General features: G+C 73.3%; 14 protein-coding genes and 1 riboswitch. Of the genes, 9 read left to right on the forward strand and 5 right to left on the reverse strand.

What is annotated here, in order from left to right; translation table 11 throughout:
* Window positions 1-41: 41 nt before the first annotated feature.
* The 6 genes from ACWCQK_RS20395 to ACWCQK_RS20420 all read left to right on the forward strand — a co-directional run bounded on the left by ACWCQK_RS20395 (window position 42) and on the right by ACWCQK_RS20420 (window position 7,616).
* Complete coding sequence (locus tag ACWCQK_RS20395; protein WP_451156717.1) at window positions 42-1,508, forward strand: HAD-IA family hydrolase; 1,467 nt, start codon at window positions 42-44, stop codon at window positions 1,506-1,508.
* A 139-nt stretch (window positions 1,509-1,647) separates the two neighbouring features.
* Window positions 1,648-4,056, forward strand: coding sequence for a sensor histidine kinase (locus ACWCQK_RS20400; protein WP_451156719.1), 2,409 nt, complete (start codon window positions 1,648-1,650; stop codon window positions 4,054-4,056).
* Entirely contained in the window at window positions 4,046-4,483 is a 438-nt protein-coding gene (locus tag ACWCQK_RS20405; protein WP_451156721.1) for a roadblock/LC7 domain-containing protein, read from the forward strand. The genes ACWCQK_RS20400 and ACWCQK_RS20405 overlap by 11 nt, the downstream gene beginning before the upstream one ends.
* 7 nt (window positions 4,484-4,490) lie before the next feature.
* Window positions 4,491-4,868 carry a DUF742 domain-containing protein gene (locus tag ACWCQK_RS20410; RefSeq protein WP_451156723.1) on the forward strand — a complete coding sequence of 126 codons (378 nt, stop codon included), beginning with the start codon at window positions 4,491-4,493 and terminating at the stop codon, window positions 4,866-4,868.
* Between the two features lie 181 nt (window positions 4,869-5,049).
* Window positions 5,050-5,838, forward strand: coding sequence for a carbon-nitrogen hydrolase family protein (locus ACWCQK_RS20415; protein ID WP_451156725.1), 789 nt, complete (start codon window positions 5,050-5,052; stop codon window positions 5,836-5,838).
* Window positions 5,839-5,903: 65 nt separating this feature from the next.
* Window positions 5,904-7,616: a flavin monoamine oxidase family protein gene (locus ACWCQK_RS20420; RefSeq protein ID WP_451156727.1), complete on the forward strand. Its 1,713-nt coding sequence runs from the start codon at window positions 5,904-5,906 to the stop codon at window positions 7,614-7,616.
* Window positions 7,617-7,641: 25 nt separating this feature from the next.
* Here the strand turns inward: ACWCQK_RS20420 and ACWCQK_RS20425 are convergent, their stop codons facing one another.
* Together ACWCQK_RS20425 and ACWCQK_RS20430 are read right to left on the reverse strand one after the other, a co-directional pair.
* Window positions 7,642-8,571 (reverse strand): LLM class F420-dependent oxidoreductase, encoded by a 930-nt coding sequence (locus tag ACWCQK_RS20425; RefSeq protein WP_451156729.1) that lies wholly within the window; start codon window positions 8,569-8,571, stop codon window positions 7,642-7,644.
* A 102-nt stretch (window positions 8,572-8,673) separates the two neighbouring features.
* Complete coding sequence (locus tag ACWCQK_RS20430) at window positions 8,674-9,360, reverse strand: DUF5995 family protein (RefSeq protein ID WP_451156731.1); 687 nt, start codon at window positions 9,358-9,360, stop codon at window positions 8,674-8,676.
* 172 nt (window positions 9,361-9,532) lie between these two features.
* On the opposite strand from ACWCQK_RS20430, the gene ACWCQK_RS20435 reads away from it, so the two are divergent.
* Complete coding sequence (locus ACWCQK_RS20435) at window positions 9,533-10,651, forward strand: glycoside hydrolase family 6 protein (protein WP_451156876.1); 1,119 nt, start codon at window positions 9,533-9,535, stop codon at window positions 10,649-10,651.
* Here the strand turns inward: ACWCQK_RS20435 and ACWCQK_RS20440 are convergent.
* The gene (locus ACWCQK_RS20440) at window positions 10,633-12,030 is read right to left on the reverse strand and encodes a uracil-xanthine permease family protein (RefSeq protein WP_451156733.1); all 1,398 of its coding nucleotides are present in this window, start codon (window positions 12,028-12,030) and stop codon (window positions 10,633-10,635) included. The two genes, ACWCQK_RS20435 and ACWCQK_RS20440, sit on opposite strands and share 19 nt — an antisense overlap.
* Window positions 12,031-12,266: 236 nt before the next feature.
* On the opposite strand from ACWCQK_RS20440, the gene ACWCQK_RS20445 reads away from it, so the two are divergent.
* Window positions 12,267-12,728 carry an acyl-CoA thioesterase gene (locus tag ACWCQK_RS20445; RefSeq protein WP_451156735.1) on the forward strand — a complete coding sequence of 154 codons (462 nt, stop codon included), beginning with the start codon at window positions 12,267-12,269 and terminating at the stop codon, window positions 12,726-12,728.
* On the opposite strand, the gene ACWCQK_RS20450 is transcribed toward ACWCQK_RS20445, so the two are convergent.
* Window positions 12,688-13,899, reverse strand: coding sequence for an MFS transporter (locus ACWCQK_RS20450; protein WP_451156736.1), 1,212 nt, complete (start codon window positions 13,897-13,899; stop codon window positions 12,688-12,690). The genes ACWCQK_RS20445 and ACWCQK_RS20450 overlap by 41 nt on opposite strands.
* Before the next feature lie 153 nt (window positions 13,900-14,052).
* Between ACWCQK_RS20450 and ACWCQK_RS20455 the strand changes: the two genes are divergently transcribed.
* On the forward strand, window positions 14,053-15,228 hold the full coding sequence (locus ACWCQK_RS20455) for an ROK family transcriptional regulator (protein ID WP_451156738.1): 1,176 nt from the start codon (window positions 14,053-14,055) through the stop codon (window positions 15,226-15,228).
* A gap of 109 nt (window positions 15,229-15,337) precedes the next feature.
* On the opposite strand, the gene sigJ is transcribed toward ACWCQK_RS20455, so the two are convergent.
* Entirely contained in the window at window positions 15,338-16,225 is an 888-nt protein-coding gene (gene sigJ, locus ACWCQK_RS20460; RefSeq protein WP_451156740.1) for an RNA polymerase sigma factor SigJ, read from the reverse strand.
* Between the two features lie 350 nt (window positions 16,226-16,575).
* A riboswitch (FMN riboswitch) is annotated at window positions 16,576-16,706 on the forward strand.
* Window positions 16,707-16,798: the final 92 nt, after the last annotated feature.

Genomic DNA, 16,798 nt, shown 5'->3' on the forward strand with positions numbered 1-16,798 from the left:
GGCACAGCACGACGCGTAGCACTTTGACGAAAGAGAGAAACGTGACCCCCCACCTCCGACTCCCGCTCCAGGCCGTCCTGTTCGACATGGACGGCACGCTCGTCGACACCGAGCGACTGTGGTGGGACGCGGTGTCACAGGTCGCCGGCCGGCCCCTGACCGCGGCGGACCAGACGGAGGTGCTCGGCCGTCCCGTCGAGCACACCGCCGCCTGGCTGAGCGCCGCCACGGGCACGCCGGCCGCGGCTGTCGCCGACGTCCTGCACCGTGAGTTCGCCGACCGCGTCCGGGCCGGCATCGAACCGCGCCCCGGCGCGCTCGACCTGCTGGACGCGCTGGCCCGCGAAGGCGTCCCCACCGCCCTCGTCACGGCGTCCCCCCGAGCCGTCGCCGACATCGTGCTGGAAGCGCTCGGCGCGCACCGTTTCGCGGTGTCCGTCACCGCCGACGACACCGAGCGCACCAAGCCCGCCCCCGACCCCTATCTCGCCGCCTGCCGTGCCCTCGGCGTGGACCCGGCGGCCTGCGTGGCCGTCGAGGACACCGAGACCGGCGTCGCCTCCGCCGAGGCGGCCGGGTGCGCGGTGCTCGCCGTGCCCTCGCTCGCGCCGATCGAGGCGGCCCCCGGCCGGACCCTGCGCACCACCCTCGCCGGGATCACCCCGGAGGAACTGCGCGGCCTGGTCGCGTACGGACTGTGCGTCATGAGCTGGAACCTCTGGCTCGGCGGCAGCCTGGTCGACGACCACCGGGCCAAGCAGCTCAAGACGGTCCTGGAGAGCGGGGCGGACGTCGTCGGTCTCCAGGAGACGGGCGGCACCGCGGCCCAGGAGCTGGCCGACGCCCTCGGCTGGCACCACCACCGGGCCGGTGAGAACCTCGGCATCATCAGCCGCCACCCGATCACGGCCCGCCACGGCGACCCCGACGTCGGCTTCTACGGCGCGGCCGGGGTCCGGATCGAGCTCGGCGCGGGCCGGCAGGTCGACGTGTGGACGGCCCACCTCCACTACACGCCGTACGGTCCCTACGAGTCGGTCTTCGACGGGCTCGCCGAGGCCGAGCTGATCGCCCACGAGCAGGTGCGGCTCACGCAGCTGCGGGACGCCCTGCGGCGGATCGACGAGGCGGCGTCCGACGGGGTGCCGGTCGTCCTCGTCGGCGACTTCAACTGCCCCTCCCACCTGGACCGGCCGGAGGTCGCGTGGCCGGTGACGATGGCGGCGCAGGAGGCGGGCCTGCGCGACTCCTACCGGGAGGCCCACCCGGATCCGGTGGCCGACCCCGGTCACACCTGGTCGCCGGTCCACCCGGTGCACGAGGACGGCAGCGGGCGGCCCGAACCGCAGGACCGCATCGACTACGTCCTGCACCGCGGTCTGAGCGTGCTCGGCTCGCGCACGCTCGTCGCCGGGACCCCGAGCCCGTGGCCGGACGTGGCGGGCAACGACTGGCCCTCCGACCACGCGGCGGTGGTCACCGAGTTCGCCGTGCCGCGACCCCGGTGACGCTGAGTTACCTCAGGTAACCATTGCGGTCGCGGTGGCTGATCCCGTAGGTTGAGCGCCGCTCGCTACCCGCGGGTAACCCCCACGGGTGTCCGATCGTCGCCCAGCCGCCCGACCGTACCGCCGTCCTGGGGAGACCATGCGCTGGTCCTTCGGCCGTCCCACCACCGTACGCGCGCGGATCGTGGCCCTCGCGCTCGCTCCGGTGCTCGCCCTGATGACGCTGTGGACCTTCGCCATGGTGTCCGTCACCGGCGAGCTGCGCGCCCTGATCAGACTCCAGGGGGTCTACGAGGAGTTCGGCACGCCCGTCGACACGGCGGTCGGGCAGATCCAGATCGAGCGCCGGCTCTCCGCCGCCTACCTGGGCGCGGACCACCGTACGGTGGCCGCCCTGGACCTGATGGCGCAGCAACGACGCACCGACCGCGCGGTCGACGCGATGCGCGAGGCCGTCGAGAACGGCGACCGCGACCTGCTCTCCGTCCGGCAGCGGCAGGTACTGGACGCCGTGGTCGCCTCCGTCGGCCGGCTCGACGGGCTGCGCGAGCGCGTGCTGACCCGCGCCGTCTCGTGGGACCGGGCCGTGCGCGACTACAGCGCACTCGTGGAGCCCGGCTTCGACGTCCCGTCCGCGCTCACCGCGCTCCAGGCGGGGCAGTTGGCGCGCGAGGCCCAGGTCGTCGTCGAGCTCGTCCGGGTCCGGGAGTTCGTCTCGCGCGAGGACGCCCTGGTCGCCGGGGCGCGGGCCGCGGGCACGCTGACCGACACCCAGTACGACACGCTGACGGCGACGATCGAGGACCGCCGGGTCTTCGAGCGGACCTACGTGCCCGATCTGCCGTCCGACTCGCGGTCGCTGTTCGAGGAGTTCCAGCGCGGCGACCTGCACCGGCGGCTGACGACGAGCGAGGACGCGCTGCTGCGGGCGGGGGCGGGCGGGGCGGCCGAGGCCGTCGCGGCCGACTCCTGGCGCACCACCACGGACCGGGCGGTCAAGCGCTACATGCAGTTGTGCACGCGCGCCGCGCAGAACTCGGCGGTGCGCGGGCGGGCGTTCGCCTACCACGAGCTGACCAAGGCCGCCGTCGTAGCGGTGCTGGGGCTCGCCGCGGTGGCGCTGTCGCTGTGGTTCGCGGTGCGCGGCGCCCGCCGCATCTCGCGCCGGCTGGAGACGCTGCGGGACGCCGCCGACCTGCTCACCACCCACCAGCTTCCCTCCGTCATACGGAGGTTGAGCGCCGGGGACGACGTGGACGCGGCCGCCGAGGCGCCGCCGCTGGCGGACGGGGAGGTCGGCGCCGACGAGATCGGAGACGTCGGCCGGTCCTTCAACGCCGCCCGGCTCGCGGCCGTCGAGGCGGCCGTCCAGCAGGCCACCCTGCGGCGCGGGCTGTTCGCGGTACTGCTCAACATCGCGCGCCGCAACCAGGCGCTGGTGCACCGGCAGTTGAAGCTCGTGGACACGCTGGAGCGGCGGACCGACGATCCGGACGTCCTCCAGGAGCTGTTCCGCATCGACCACCTCACCACCCGGATGCGGCGGCACGCGGAGAGCCTGATCATCCTGTCCGGAGCGGCCCCAGGCCGCAGATGGCGGCGCCCGGTACCGGTCGCCGACGTCGTCTCCGCCGCGGTCAGCGAGATCGAGGACTACGCGCGCGTGGTCGTCCCGCCGATGGAACCGGTCGGTGTCACCGCGGACGCCGTCGCGGACGTGGTCCATCTGATCGCCGAACTCCTGGAGAACGCGACCGTGTTCTCCCCGCCCCGCACCCAGGTGACACTGCGCACCGGGCGGGCCCGCGGCGGCTTCGTCCTGGAGATCGACGACCGGGGCCTCGGCCTCGCCCCGGAACAGCTGGCGGAGGCCCACCGCACCCTCACCCGCCCCGACGACTTCGACCCGACCCGCCACGACCGCCTCGGCCTGTACGTGGTGAGCCGCCTCGCCGCCCGCCAGGGCATCGAGGTCACCCTGTGCCGCTCCCCGTACGGGGGCACCACGGCGGTGGTGCTGCTGCCGGAGACGGTGCTGGCGGAGACGGTGTCGGCGGAGGCGCGGCCGACGGAGGCGGACAGGGCGGAAGGGGAGCCCGCGGTGCCGGCCGGTGCGCTGTCGGGAGGCGTCCCGGCGGGCGCGCTGTCGGTGAGGCCGGCCGGGACCGGCGCGGTGTCGGTGAGGTCGGCCGGGACCGGCGCGGCCCGGCCCGCCTCGGCCGCCGTACGGCCCGGTTCCGGTGAGCCGGCCGCCGGAGAGCCCGACGGCGCCGAGGCCGCACCCCCCGCCTCAGCTCTCCCCACCCGGGTACGCCAGGCCGCCCTGGCCGCCGAACTGCGCCGCGAAGCGCCCTCGGCGCCCGGCGGCGCCCCGGAGCGCGAGGTGAGCCCCGAGGACATGCGGGCGATCTTCGGTGCCTTCCAGCGCGGGCTGGACCGCGGGCGCCGAGGAGCCGAGTCCGGCACCGGGCACCCCGGCACCCCCACCGACACCCCCACTGAGCCGACCGGCACCGACGAAGGGAGGGGTGCCGACGATGCGCCCTGACAAGACCTCCGAACAGCCCGGGACGGACCTCGGCTGGCTGCTCGACGACCTCGTGGCCAGGACCGACCACGTGCGTCAGGCCGTACTGCTCACCGCGGACGGGCTGCCGCTGTGCTGCTCGGAGGGGATCCGCAGACGGGACATCGAACACCTGGCCGCCGTCTGTTCCGGCTTCCACAGCCTGGCCCACGCGGCGGGGGAGCGGTTCGAGGTGGGGAGGGTGCGGCAGACCATGGTCATGCTCGATGACGCCTACCTCTTCATCACCCCGGCGGGCAACGGCAGCCGCCTGGCCGTGCTGAGCGAGGCGGAGACCGACGTCGGCCAGCTCGCCCACGAGATGGAACTGCTCGTCCGCCGGGTCGGCCGGCACCTGGACGCCGCCGTGCGTGAGGCCGCCGCCCCCGCCGGTCCGGCCGGCGCCTGATCCTCCGGTGGCCGACGACCACTGGTACGAGGACGAGAGCGGGCCGATGGTCCGCCCGTACGCCGTGACACACGGCCGGACCCGGCCCTGCGCCGGACCCGTCATCGATCTGATGTCCCAGGTCACCGCCCTGGACCTGGCGGACGGCGGCCCGGCCCTGGACCATGCCCGGACCTCTCTGCTCGACCTGGTGCGCCGCGGGCCGCGACCGGTCGTGGAGCTCGCCGCGGACGCCGACCTGCCGCTGACCGTCGTCCGCGTCCTGCTCGGCGACCTGGCCGCGGCCGGGGTGGTGCGGGTGGACGCGGCACGGCAGGTCGTGGCGGGCCCGGCCACCGACCCCGAGCTGCTGCGCGAGATCGTGGCGCGGCTGCGCGAGCTCTGACCAGGGCGAGCCCGGCCCGAGCGCAGGCGCGAACGCGCCCACGCAACGAATCGCCGCCCGCCCCGCGCACCACGCAACGAACCGCTCACCCGCGCGCAACGGCTCCTTCTTGTCCGGCCCGCTCGGCCGCCCGTACCGTCTACCTGGCCCCCCGAACCCCTCGTACCGGTGAGGAACACGCATGCGCACCGCCCTGCTCCAGAGCTCCGGCCGCCCCGGCTCCGTCGTCGAGAACCTCAAGGTCCTCGACGAGGCCTCGGGCCGGGCCGCCGCCGCTGGAGCCGCGCTGCTGGCCGCGCCGGAGATGTTCCTCACCGGGTACGCGATCGGCGACGACATCGCCGGCCTGGCCGAGCCCGCCGACGGCGACTCCGCGGACGCGATCGCCGAGATCGCCACCCGGCACGGCCTCGCGATCGCCTACGGATACCCCGAGCGCGACGGCGACGCCGTCTTCAACTCCGCCCAGCTGATCTCCGCCGACGGCGCCCGCCTCGCCAACTACCGCAAGACCCACCTCTTCGGCTGCTTCGAGCGCGACCACTTCACGCCGGGCGGGACGCCGGTCGTCCAGGCCGACCTGGACGGACTGCGCGTCGGCATCATGATCTGCTACGACGTCGAGTTCCCGGAGAACGTCCGCGCCCACGCCCTGGCCGGCACGGACTTCCTGGTGGTGCCGACGGCGCAGATGCACCCCTTCCAGTTCGTCGCCGAGTCCGTCGTACCGGTGCGCGCCTTCGAGAACCAGATGTACGTCGCCTACGTCAACCGGGTGGGCCAGGAAGGGGAGTTCGAGTTCGTCGGACTCTCCACCCTCGCGGGTCCCGACGGAGTCGCCCGTACCCGCGCCGGCCGCGCCGACGAGCTCCTCCTCGCCGATGTCGACCCCGACTTCCTCGCCGCCGCCCGCGCGGCGAACCCGTATCTGAAGGACCGCCGCCCCGGCCTCTACGGGTCCCTCGTCTGAAGCCCGCCCCGCCCCGCCGCTCTCCCCCCGCCTCCCCGGGTCTTCGCGCAAGGAGTCCGTACCCCATGACGTCCACCGTGCCCAACGCCGTCGAGCACGCAGACGAGCACCAGCCGCCGATCACCATGTTCGGCCCGGACTTCCCGTACGCGTACGACGACTTCCTCGCCCACCCCGCGGGCCTCGGCCAGATACCCGCGACCGGGCACGGCACCGAGGTCGCGGTCATCGGCGGCGGCCTGTCCGGCATCGTGGCCGCGTACGAGCTGATGAAGATGGGCCTCAGGCCCGTCGTCTACGAGGCGGACCAGATCGGCGGCCGGCTGCGGACCGTCGGCTTCGACGGCTGCGACCCCGCGCTCACCGCCGAGATGGGCGCGATGCGCTTCCCGCCGTCGTCCACCGCGCTCCAGCACTACATCGACCTGGTGGGACTGGAGACCCGGCCCTTCCCCAACCCCCTCGCCGAGACGACCCCCTCGACCGTCGTCGACCTCAAGGGCGAGTCGCACTACGCGACCAGCGTCGACGACCTGCCGCAGGTCTACCGCGACGTGATGAACGCCTGGAACGCCTGTCTGGAGGACGGCGCCGACTTCTCCGACATGAACCGGGCCATGCGCGAGCGGGACGTGCCGCGCATCCGCGAGATCTGGTCCCGGCTCGTCGAGAAGCTCGACAACCAGACGTTCTACGGGTTTCTGTGCGACTCCGAGTCCTTCAAGTCGTTCCGGCACCGCGAGATCTTCGGCCAGGTCGGCTTCGGGACCGGCGGCTGGGACACCGACTTCCCCAACTCCATCCTGGAGATCCTGCGGGTCGTCTACACCGAGGCCGACGACCACCACCGCGGCATCGTCGGCGGCTCCCAGCAGCTGCCGCTGCGCCTGTGGGAGCGTGAGCCGGAGAAGATCGTCCACTGGCCGTACGGGACCTCGCTGAAGTCCCTGCACGCGGGCGGCGAACCGCGCCCGGCGGTGACCCGGCTGCACCGCACCGCCGGAAACCAGATCACCGTGACGGACGCGAACGGCGACATCCGCACCTACCAGGCGGCGATCTTCACCGCCCAGTCCTGGATGCTGCTGTCGAAGATCGACTGCGACGACTCGCTCTTCCCGATCGACCACTGGACCGCGATCGAGCGCACCCACTACATGGAGTCCTCGAAGCTGTTCGTGCCGGTCGACCGGCCCTTCTGGCTGGACCCGGCCGTCGACGACGAGGGGAACCCGACCGGCCGTGACGTCATGTCGATGACGCTCACCGACCGGATGACGCGTGGCACCTACCTGCTGGACGACGGCCCGGACAAGCCCGCCGTCATCTGCCTGTCGTACACCTGGTGCGACGACAGCCTGAAGTGGCTGCCGCTGTCCGCGAACGAGCGGATGGAGGTCATGCTGAAGTCGCTCGGCGAGATCTATCCCAAGGTCGACATCAGGAAGCACATCATCGGCAACCCGGTGACGGTCTCCTGGGAGAACGAGCCCTACTTCATGGGCGCGTTCAAGGCCAACCTGCCCGGCCACTACCGCTACCAGCGGCGCCTGTTCACGCACTTCATGCAGGACCGGCTGCCCGTGGACAAGCGGGGCATCTTCCTCGCCGGCGACGACATCTCCTGGACGGCCGGCTGGGCCGAGGGCGCGATCCAGACCGCGCTGAACGCGGTCTGGGGCGTCATGCACCACTTCGACGGAGCGACCGACGCGACCAACCCGGGCCCGGGCGACGTCTACGACGAGATCGCCCCGGTGGAACTCCCGGAGGACTGACCTCCCACGGCGCGCGCCGCCGGGCTCAGATGCCGGCCGCGCGCGCCTTCTCGTACACCTCCGCGGCGACGTCCTCGAGTTCCCGCGCGTCCCGCGTGCCGCTCTGGAGGTCGACGAGGATCTCGTCGAGCCCGACCTCGGCGTGCGCGGCCAGGTCCGCGACGATCTGGTCGACACTGCCCTCGAAGGGGCCCCGGCGGGGCCCGGTGTGCCCCTTGGCCAGGTAGCGGGCGTTGGTGCGCAGCACCGTCTGGATGGGTGCCGCGCGCCCGCGCTCGGCGGCCAGTTCCCGCAGCGCGCGCCACTGGGCGGCGAGCGCCTCGGCGCCCATGCCGACCGGCAGCCAGCCGTCGGCGTGATCGACCAGACGGCGCTGGGCCCGCCCGGCGCCCGCGGCCAGCAGGAGGGGGATCGGCCGGGCGGGCTTCGGGCCGACGACCGCCGGGGCGATCTTCGTGACCCGCCCGTCGTACGACACCGGGTCCGGGCCCCAGACCGCGCGGCACACGCCGATCAGCTCGTCCAGGGCCGCGCCGCGCTCCGCGAACGGGCGCACCGACGCGGCCGCGTACTCGTCGTGCGACCAGCCCGTGCCGAAGCCCGCGATCACCCGGCCGCCGCTCGCCGCGTCCAGCGTGGCCAGGGCCTTGGCGAGCTGGACGGGTACGTGCAGCGGTGCGACCAGCACGCTGCTGCCCAGCCGGACCCGTTCGGTGGCCGCCGCGGCGAGCGTCAGCGTGACCAGCGGCTCGGCGACCCCGCGGTACTCGTCCGGCCAGGGGAGGCCCTCGATGCCGTACAGCCCCTGCGTGGCCGGGTCGGGGACGAGGAGCCGCTCGTACACCCAGAGGCTGTCGTAACCGACGGCCTCGGCGGCGCGCGCCACGTCGGGGACGTCCCGGCCGAGGTCGTAGCGCCTGCTCTGAGGGAGGCCGAGTCCGAGCCTTGTCGCCATGCCCACTGCTCCTTCGACACCAGGTGCGGTTCTGTCGAACGTACAACGCCGGTCCGGCGGTGCCCGGGGACGACGGCGCGAACCGGCCACCGGCGTGGCGCGTCAGTCCGGCAGCGGTGTCAGCAGCATGCGGCCCGCGAAGCCGACCGCCGCGTCCAGGCGTCCGGCGAACTCCTCGGCCACGTCCGGCAGTCGGCGCAGCGCCCACAGCGCCCGCGCCGCCGACCAGGTGGCCTCCCGGGCGCGCTCCAGGCTCCAGGCGCCGAGCAGGTGCGTGAGCGGGTCGGCGATCTGGAAGAGGTCGGGACCCGGCATCAGATCCTCGCGGATGCGCTCCTCCAGCGAGATGAGGAGATCGCCCACGCGGTCGAACTCGTCCTCCAGCTCGGCGGGTTCGCAGTCGAGCGTACGACAGGCGTCCACGACGGCGAGCGCGAGATCGTGGCCGATGTGCGCGTTGATGCCCGCGAGCGCGAACTGAAGCGGTCGTACTCCGGGATGACGGCGGAACTGGAACAGCGGGCGCCAGCAGGCCGGTGGGCGCCGCTCGTCGGCCACCGCGTCGACCGCCGCCAGATAGCGCTCCGCGAACCGCACATCCAGCGTGATCGCGGCTCGCGCGTCGGTGAACTCCCCGGTGTCGATGCGCCGGTCGACCGCCTCGGTCACCGCGAGGTAGACGCGGTTGAAGACCGCGATCCCGTCCCGCGCCGGCAGGGCCCTGTCCAGGGCGCGCAGGCGGGCGACCACCGCGTCCACGGGAGTGGTGAACTGTTCCAATTGCGCCATGGGGGCAGGGTCCCAGTCCTAGGCTTTCCCGGGTGTCGGCGGGCCGACGCTTCCCCGGAACGGGGGAACGGTCTCGTCACACGGGAGGGGGAACAGCACAGTGGCAGGTTTACGTGCCCGGCGCCTGGCCGTACGCAGGGCCCGGCGCAGGCGGGCCGTCGGGCGTGGCGCGATGGTCGCGGCCGCCGCCCTGGTGGTCGCCGTCGGCACCGTGACCGGGATGCTGTCCGCGCTGGACGACGGCCGGGGGGCCGACGAGGCCCGGCCCGACGTGAGCGGTTCGCCGCGCCTCGCGGCACTGCCCGTCGTGCCCTCGGTCCCGCCCTCGGCGAGCGCGACGACGTCCGCCTCGCCGTCCCCGAAGGAGAAGGCCGGCGGCACCTCCGCGCCGCGCAGGTCCGAGCGGAGCCGGGAGACCGCCGCCGTGTCACCCCGGCTGTACCACCACCCCGACTCCCAGGTGACCGAGTGGGTGCGCGACCACCCCGCGGATCCCCGCGCGGCCGTCATCGAGACCCGTATCGCCGAACAGCCGGCGGCGGTGTGGTTCACCGACGCCGACTCCACGGCCACCGCGTCCCGGGTCCGGGCGGTCACGGCCTCCGCCGCCGCGCAGGGCCGGGTGCCGGCCGTCGTCGTGTACGCGATCCCGGGCCGTGACTGCGGCGGGGCCTCCGAGGGCGGGGCGGCCGACCTCGACACGTACGACCGCTGGATCGACGACTTCGCCGGCGGGCTGGGCACCCGCGAGGTCATGGTGATCCTGGAGCCGGACTCCGTCGCGCAGGCCGACTGCCTCTCCGCCACCGACCGCGCGGACCGCTTCGCCGCGCTGGCCCGCGCGGGCCGGGTCCTGAAGACGGCGAACCCACGGGCCCGCGTGTACTACGACGCGGGGCACTCCGCCTGGAACCCGGCGGCGAAGCAGGCGGCCCTGCTGAAGGAGGCGGGCGCCGCGTCCGCCGCCTCCTCCGACGGCGTCTTCAGCAACGTCTCCAACTTCCACCGCACGGCCGACGAGATCGCCTACGACCGGGAGGTCCTGGACGCCCTCGGCGGTCCGGCGGACCTCGGCGCGGTCATCGACACCAGCCGCAACGGCAACGGCGCCCCGCCCGACGGGCAGTGGTGCGACCCGGCCGGACGGAAGATCGGCCGGGCCCCCACGCTGGACACCGGCGAGGCACGTGTCGACGCCTACCTGTGGGTGAAGCTGCCGGGGGAGTCGGACGGCTGCAAGGGAGAGCCGGGGATGTTCACCGCGTCGTACGCCTACGACCTGGCGCGCTGACCGCCGTCGCCCTCGTCGTAGGACGACGTGCCCTCGTCCAGCAGCGCGTCCTGCGTCTTGAGGTGGGCCGGGGCGAACGCGCGCAGCGCGTGGTAACCGGTGATCACCACCAGGGTGCCCAGGGCGATACCGCTCAGCGAGAAGTTGTCGCCGAACTTCATGGTGACGTTGCCGACGCCGATGATGATGCCCGCCGCGGCGGGCACCAGGTTGAGCGGATTGCGCAGGTCGACCCTGGCGTTCAGCCAGATCTGGGCACCGAGCAGGCCGATCATGCCGTAGAGGATGACGGTGATGCCGCCGAGCACGCCGCCCGGGATGCCCGCCACGACCGCGCCGAACTTCGGGCACAGACCGAACAGCAGCGCGAAGCAGGCGGCGGCCCAGTAGGCGGCGGTCGAGTAGACCCGGGTCGCGGCCATCACGCCGATGTTCTCGGAGTACGTGGTGTTGGGCGGGCCGCCCACCGCGGTCGACAGCATGGAGCCGACGCCGTCCGCCGAGATCGCCGTGCCGAGCTTGTCGTCGAGCGGGTCGCCGGTCATCTCGCCGACCGCCTTGACGTGCCCGGCGTTCTCCGCGACCAGCGCGATGACGACCGGCAGCGCGACCAGGATCGCCGACCACTGGAACGACGGCACGTGGAAGGACGGCAGTCCGACCCAGTCGGCCTCGCCCACGGCGGAGAGGTCCAGGCGCCGGTGGTCGGTGAGCCTGCCGCTCGCGTCCACCGAGTGGATTTTCCCGAAGACCAGGTCGAAGACCCAGGAGATGCCGTACCCGAAGACCAGGCCCAGGAAGATCGCGATCCGGGACCAGAAACCACGCAGACAGACGACCGCCATCCCGGTGAACAGCATGACCAGCACGGCGGTCCACTGGTCCTGCGGCCAGTAGGTGGAGGCGGTGACCGGGGCGAGGTTGAAGCCGATCAGCATCACGACCGCGCCCGTCACGATCGGCGGCATCGCGGCGTGGATGATCCGCGCGCCGAAGCGCTGCACGGCGAGACCGACCAGGAACAGGGCGGCACCGACGACGAAGACCGCGCCGGTCACCGTGGCGCTCGTCCCGCCCTGGGCGCGGATCACCGCGGCGACCCCGACGAAGGACAGCGAACAGCCCAGGTAGCTGGGCACCCGGCCGCGGGTCGCGAGCAGGAAGATCACGGTGGCGACGCCCGACATCATGATGGCGAGGTTCGGGTCCAGGCCCATCAGGACCGGGGCCACGAACGACGCTCCGAACATCGCCACCACGTGCTGGGCGCCGAGCCCGACCGTGCGCGGCCAGGAGAGCCGCTCGTCGGGCCGGACCACCGCTCCCGGGGCCGGGGTGCGTCCGTCGCCGTGCAGTTTCCAGCGGACGCCGAGATCCATGGTGCGGTTTCGCTTTCGTCGTGCGTGCGGGTGTCGGCACCATTGTCGGGGACAGGGCTGGTCAGGGCCTTCCCGGAGCCGGGCCGGACCGGGCCGACCGGCGGGGTCGCCTGAGCGTCCGCTTAGGATGGCGGTGAGCGTCTCATCAGTGTCAAGGGACGCGTGCGTCGCCACGGGGTCCGGTCTCCACGGTGTCCGCGGACGCGCGCGTCTCATCAGTGTCAGGAGCACCACCCGTGACCGCCGAAGCCCCGATGGCCCCCGTCCTGTCGTCCTCCGGCCGGCTGATCCCCGTCACCGTCCACTTCGACGATCTCGACGCCCTCGGACTGCTGCACAACGCCCGCTACCCCCTGCTGGTCGAGCGGGCCTGGACCGAACTGTGGCAGGAGCGCGGGATCCGCTTCGACGGCGACTGGGCGGCGGCCGGCGACGCGTGCAACGCGGTCAAGGAACTCCGGATCACCTACGAGGCCCCGGTCACCCGCCCCGGCGCGTACGCCGTCCACCTCTGGCTGGAACGGCTCGGCACCACCGGGCTGACGTACGGCTTCCGGTTCTGCTCGGCCGACGCGGCGGTGACGTACGCGCGGGGCGCCCGGGTGCTGGTCCGGCTCGACGCGGGGACACTGCGACCGGCGCCGTGGAGCGAGGCGTTCAGGGCCGCGGGTCGGGAACTGCTGCGGCCGGCGGACTGACCTTCGGCCGGTCGCGCTCACCGGTGCGCAGCACGCCCGCGAACACCGCGAGCCCGCCGGACAGCGCGCTCACCACGCAGAACGACACCATCAGACTGGTCGCCTGGGCCACCCCGCCGATCAGGCTCGGCGCGATCAGCCCCGAGGTGTACGTGATCGTCGCGACGCCCGCGATGGCCTGGCTGGGGTTCGGGCCGCTGTGGCCCGCCGCCGCGAAGCACAGCGGTACGACCACGGCGATGCCGAGGCCCATCAGGGCGAAGCCGCCCATCGCCACGGCCGGGTGACCGGCGACCACGACGAGCAGCCCGCCGACCGCGGCGAGGACACCGCCCAGCCGGACCGTGCGGACCGCGCCGAATCGGTCCACCACCGCGTCACCGGCGATCCGGGCCACCGCCATGGTCAGCATGAACCCGGTCGTCGTGGCCGCCGCGAGACCGGCCGACGCCTCCAGCCGGTCACGCAGGTAGACCGCCGACCAGTCCAGGCTGGCACCCTCCGCGAACACCGCGCAGAAACCGACCGCGCCGATCAGCAGCGCCGACCGCGGCGGCAGCGCGAACCGGGGCGGCGGCTCCTCGTCCTCGGCCGGCTGGAGGTCGAGCACCCAGCGGCAGGCGAGCACGCCGAGCAGGGTGAGGGTCACGGCCGCCAGCGCGAAGTGCAGGCGCGCGTCCGATCCGAGGTGCGCGGCGAGCGTGCCGCCCGCCGAGCCGAGCAGGGCCCCCGCGCTCCACATGCCGTGCAGCCCGGACATGATCGACTTGTCGAGCAGCCGCTCGACCTCGACGCCCAGCGCGTTCATCGCGACGTCCGCCATGCCCGCGCTCGCCCCGTAGACGAACATCGCCAGGCACAACGTGTACAGGTTCGGCGCCAGCGCGGGCAGGACCAGGGACGCCGTCCACAGCGCGATCAGCCCGCGCAGGGCGTTACGGCTGCCGAAGGTGTGACTGATCCGGCCGGCCAGCGGCATGGAACAGGAGGCGCCGAACGCCGTGAAGGCCAGGGCCAGCCCGAGCTGGCCGGTGCTGAGCGAGGCGTGGTCCTGGATCCACGGCACCCGGGTCGCGAACGACCCGGTGACGGCGCCGTGCACGGCGAACACGGCCGCCACGGCGTACCGGGCGCGCCGTACCTCCGACGCCTCGTAGGCCAGTTCACTCATTCTCGGGGCCCCTCCCGGACGTGTTTTTCCCCGCAGCGCTGCCGTAAACTATCAGGAACCCTGCCTGATAGATAGGGGATATGAGGGCACACGGTGCGAGGGGGCGCAGGTCACCCGCCGTGCCGGTCCCGCCGATCTGGGAGGATTCCCGGCATGCCCGCATCCCCGAGCACCGCCCGGGCCATCAACGACCGGCTCGCCCTGCGGCTGTTGCAGGAAGGTCCTTTGACGGCAGGGCAGTTGAAGCAGCTCACCGGCCTGTCCCGGCCGACCGTGGCCGACCTCGTCGAACGCCTCACGGCATCCGGTCTGATCGCGGTGGTGGGGGAGTCCGGGGAGCAACGACGGGGCCCCAACGCGCGGTTGTACGGAATCGTCGCCGGTCTCGCCCAGCTCGCGGCCCTCGACGTCCGCACGGAGGGCGTCGCCGTGGTCGTGTCCGATCTGCTCGGCGAGGTCCTCGCCGAGGCGTCGGTGCCGATCGGCGGAGACACGGGCACCGGACCGGCGCTGGAGCGGGCGGTCGCGCTGGTCGAGCGGGCGGCGAAGGAGGCGGGCGCCGACCGGCTGCACACCGTCGGCATCGGCGCGCCCGGCCTCATCACCCCGGCCACCGGCGAACTGCGTGACTCCACCGGCCTGCCCGAATGGCACCGCCGTCTGGTGGCCGTGCTCCAGGAACGGCTCCCGGACGCCCGTGTCCTCGTCGAGAACGAGACCAACCTCGCCGCCCTGGCCGAGCAGCGCGACGGCGCGGCCCACGACCGTGACACCTTCGTCCTGCTCTGGCTCGGCCACGGCGCCGGCGCGGCCGTGGTACTGGACGGAGTTCTGCGCCGCGGCGCCTCCGGCGGCACCGGGGAGATCGGCTTCCTGCCGGTGCCGGGCACGGACGGCCTGCCGTCGGCCACCGGGTGCGAGGGCGGCTTCCACTCCCTGGCGGGGTCCGCGGCGATCACCGAACTGGCCCGGGAGTACGGCTTCCAGGCCCCGCCGGCGGATCACGAACCGCCGGCCGCGGGCATCGTGCGCGAGGCCGTGGCGGCGCGCGGCCCGGCCGCCGACCGCTTCCTGGACGCCCTCGCCGACCGCGTCGCCGTCGGTGTCGCCTCGGTCGTCGCCGTACTGGACCCCGGCTGTGTGGTCCTCGGCGGCGAGGTCGGACAGGCCGGCGGCGAGGTGCTCGCCGCACGGGTCGAGCAACGGGTCGGCCGGATGTCACCGCTGCCCACGGAGGTACGCCCCGGCGTACTGGGGGGCGCGGCGGTGCTGCGAGGGGCGCTGTTGACGGCGCGGGAGTCGGCCCAGCGGGAGTTGTTCGGGGCGTAGGGGCAGGCGGACGAAGCCTGTTGTCGCTACGGCTCGGCTACGACCGCGGCTCCGGCTATGACCGCGGCTCCGGCTATGACCGCGGCTCCGGCCATGACCGTGGTTCCGGCTACGGCTGTCCGAGCTGGCGCCGTACGAAGTCCAGCTTGTCCGGGTTCATCACGGCCCGCAGTCGCGTGATCAGCTCATAGCGCAGCTCGAACGTGACCACGCCGACCAGGCGGTCGCCCGCCCAGGCGGCCAGCCCGTTCGCGCCGTTGATCTCGGCCACCGTGAAGTCGAGGCCCTCCGTGGCCCTTCGGGCCCCGCCGACCAGGAACCGGACGACCTTCTCGCGCCCCTCCACCGGCCGCCGGGCGCCCGGGATCCTGCCGCCGGCGTCGCCCCACCAGATCACGTCGGCGGCGAGCAGCTTCTCCAGGCAGGACGGGTCGCCGCTCCGGGCCGCCGTGACGAACGAGGTGACCAGCTCCGCCTGCCGCTCGGGGTCGGGCTCGAGCCGCCCCCGCGGCGCCGCCACGCGCTGCACCGCCCGCCGGTGCAGCTGACGGCAGTCGGCCTCCGTCAGGTCCAGCAGCCCGGCGATCTCCCGGTGGCCGTGGCCGAACGCCTCCCGCAGGACGTACACGGCCCGTTCGCTCGGCGTGAGCCGCTCCAGCAGCACCAGCAGGGTCATGGACACCGCGTCGCGCTGCTCGGCCGACTCCAGCGGGCCGAGCGTGCCGTCGGAGGTGAGCACGGGCTCCGGCAGCCAGGCCCCGACGTACTGCTCGCGCCGGAACCGGGCGGTCGTGAGCCGGCTCAGGCAGACGCCGACGACGACCTTGGCGAGCCAGGGACCGGTGTGTTCGATGCGGGCCCGGTCGGCGCGGCCGAAGCGCAGAGAGGCGTCCTGGACGGTGTCCTCGGCCTCGTCGGCGGAGCCGAGCATGCGGTACGCCAGACCGAACAGCCGGGCACGGTGCCGCTCGAACTCCTCGGCGGTCGCGGTCGTCATGCGTTCACCCTGCCAGAACGCGAGGGAGTGAGGCGGGTGGGAGGAGCGGAAGCGGGAGAGCGCGGTGACAGGGGCGAGGGGGACCGGCGGACGAGAGCGGATGGAGAGCGGATGGAGAGCCCGACGGCGGGCAAGGGCCGTCGTCACCGCCGCCGGGCGTGGGCAGACCCTAAAGAGGACTAGACCACTCCGTCAATAGGTACGGACCATCTCAAGGCGCCCCAGGTCAGCCGCAGTTGGATTCCTGACGACTCGTCCGGAAAGACCGGCGGCGCGCCCTGTGAGCGAGCCCACACGGTTCGCCCGCATGGACGCCGACCGGGCGTGGCACACTGGCCCTGTACCTAAAGCAGCGCACTCCGGGGTCGGTGAAAGTCCGAACCGGCGGTTATAGTCCGCGACCCGGTCGCTTCCAGCGGCCGGTTGACCAGGTGAAATTCCTGGACCGACGGTTAAAGTCCGGATGGGAGGCAGTGCGCGGCGGGCGGGCATTCGTGCGCGTCGCCGTATTTTCTCGTCCGAGTGGACGAGTCTGTCCGGCGTCGCCCCCGGTGTCGTAGTCCGTACTCTCTG

The organism is Streptomyces sp. NPDC002306 (assembly GCF_053593435.1).

What these genes read in the sequence shown, in the direction of transcription:
- ACWCQK_RS20400 (WP_451156719.1), top strand. Translation starts at nt 1,648, where the DNA reads ATGCGCTGGTCCTTCGGCCGTCCCACCACCGTACGCGCGCGGATCGTG.
- ACWCQK_RS20405 (WP_451156721.1), top strand. Translation starts at nt 4,046, where the DNA reads ATGCGCCCTGACAAGACCTCCGAACAGCCCGGGACGGACCTCGGCTGG.
- ACWCQK_RS20415 (WP_451156725.1), top strand. Translation starts at nt 5,050, where the DNA reads ATGCGCACCGCCCTGCTCCAGAGCTCCGGCCGCCCCGGCTCCGTCGTC.
- ACWCQK_RS20420 (WP_451156727.1), top strand. Translation starts at nt 5,904, where the DNA reads ATGACGTCCACCGTGCCCAACGCCGTCGAGCACGCAGACGAGCACCAG.
- ACWCQK_RS20425 (WP_451156729.1), bottom strand. Translation starts at nt 8,571, where the DNA reads ATGGCGACAAGGCTCGGACTCGGCCTCCCTCAGAGCAGGCGCTACGAC.
- ACWCQK_RS20430 (WP_451156731.1), bottom strand. Translation starts at nt 9,360, where the DNA reads ATGGCGCAATTGGAACAGTTCACCACTCCCGTGGACGCGGTGGTCGCC.
- ACWCQK_RS20435 (WP_451156876.1), top strand. Translation starts at nt 9,533, where the DNA reads ATGGTCGCGGCCGCCGCCCTGGTGGTCGCCGTCGGCACCGTGACCGGG.
- ACWCQK_RS20440 (WP_451156733.1), bottom strand. Translation starts at nt 12,030, where the DNA reads ATGGATCTCGGCGTCCGCTGGAAACTGCACGGCGACGGACGCACCCCG.
- ACWCQK_RS20450 (WP_451156736.1), bottom strand. Translation starts at nt 13,899, where the DNA reads ATGAGTGAACTGGCCTACGAGGCGTCGGAGGTACGGCGCGCCCGGTAC.
- ACWCQK_RS20455 (WP_451156738.1), top strand. Translation starts at nt 14,053, where the DNA reads ATGCCCGCATCCCCGAGCACCGCCCGGGCCATCAACGACCGGCTCGCC.
- sigJ (WP_451156740.1), bottom strand. Translation starts at nt 16,225, where the DNA reads ATGACGACCGCGACCGCCGAGGAGTTCGAGCGGCACCGTGCCCGGCTG.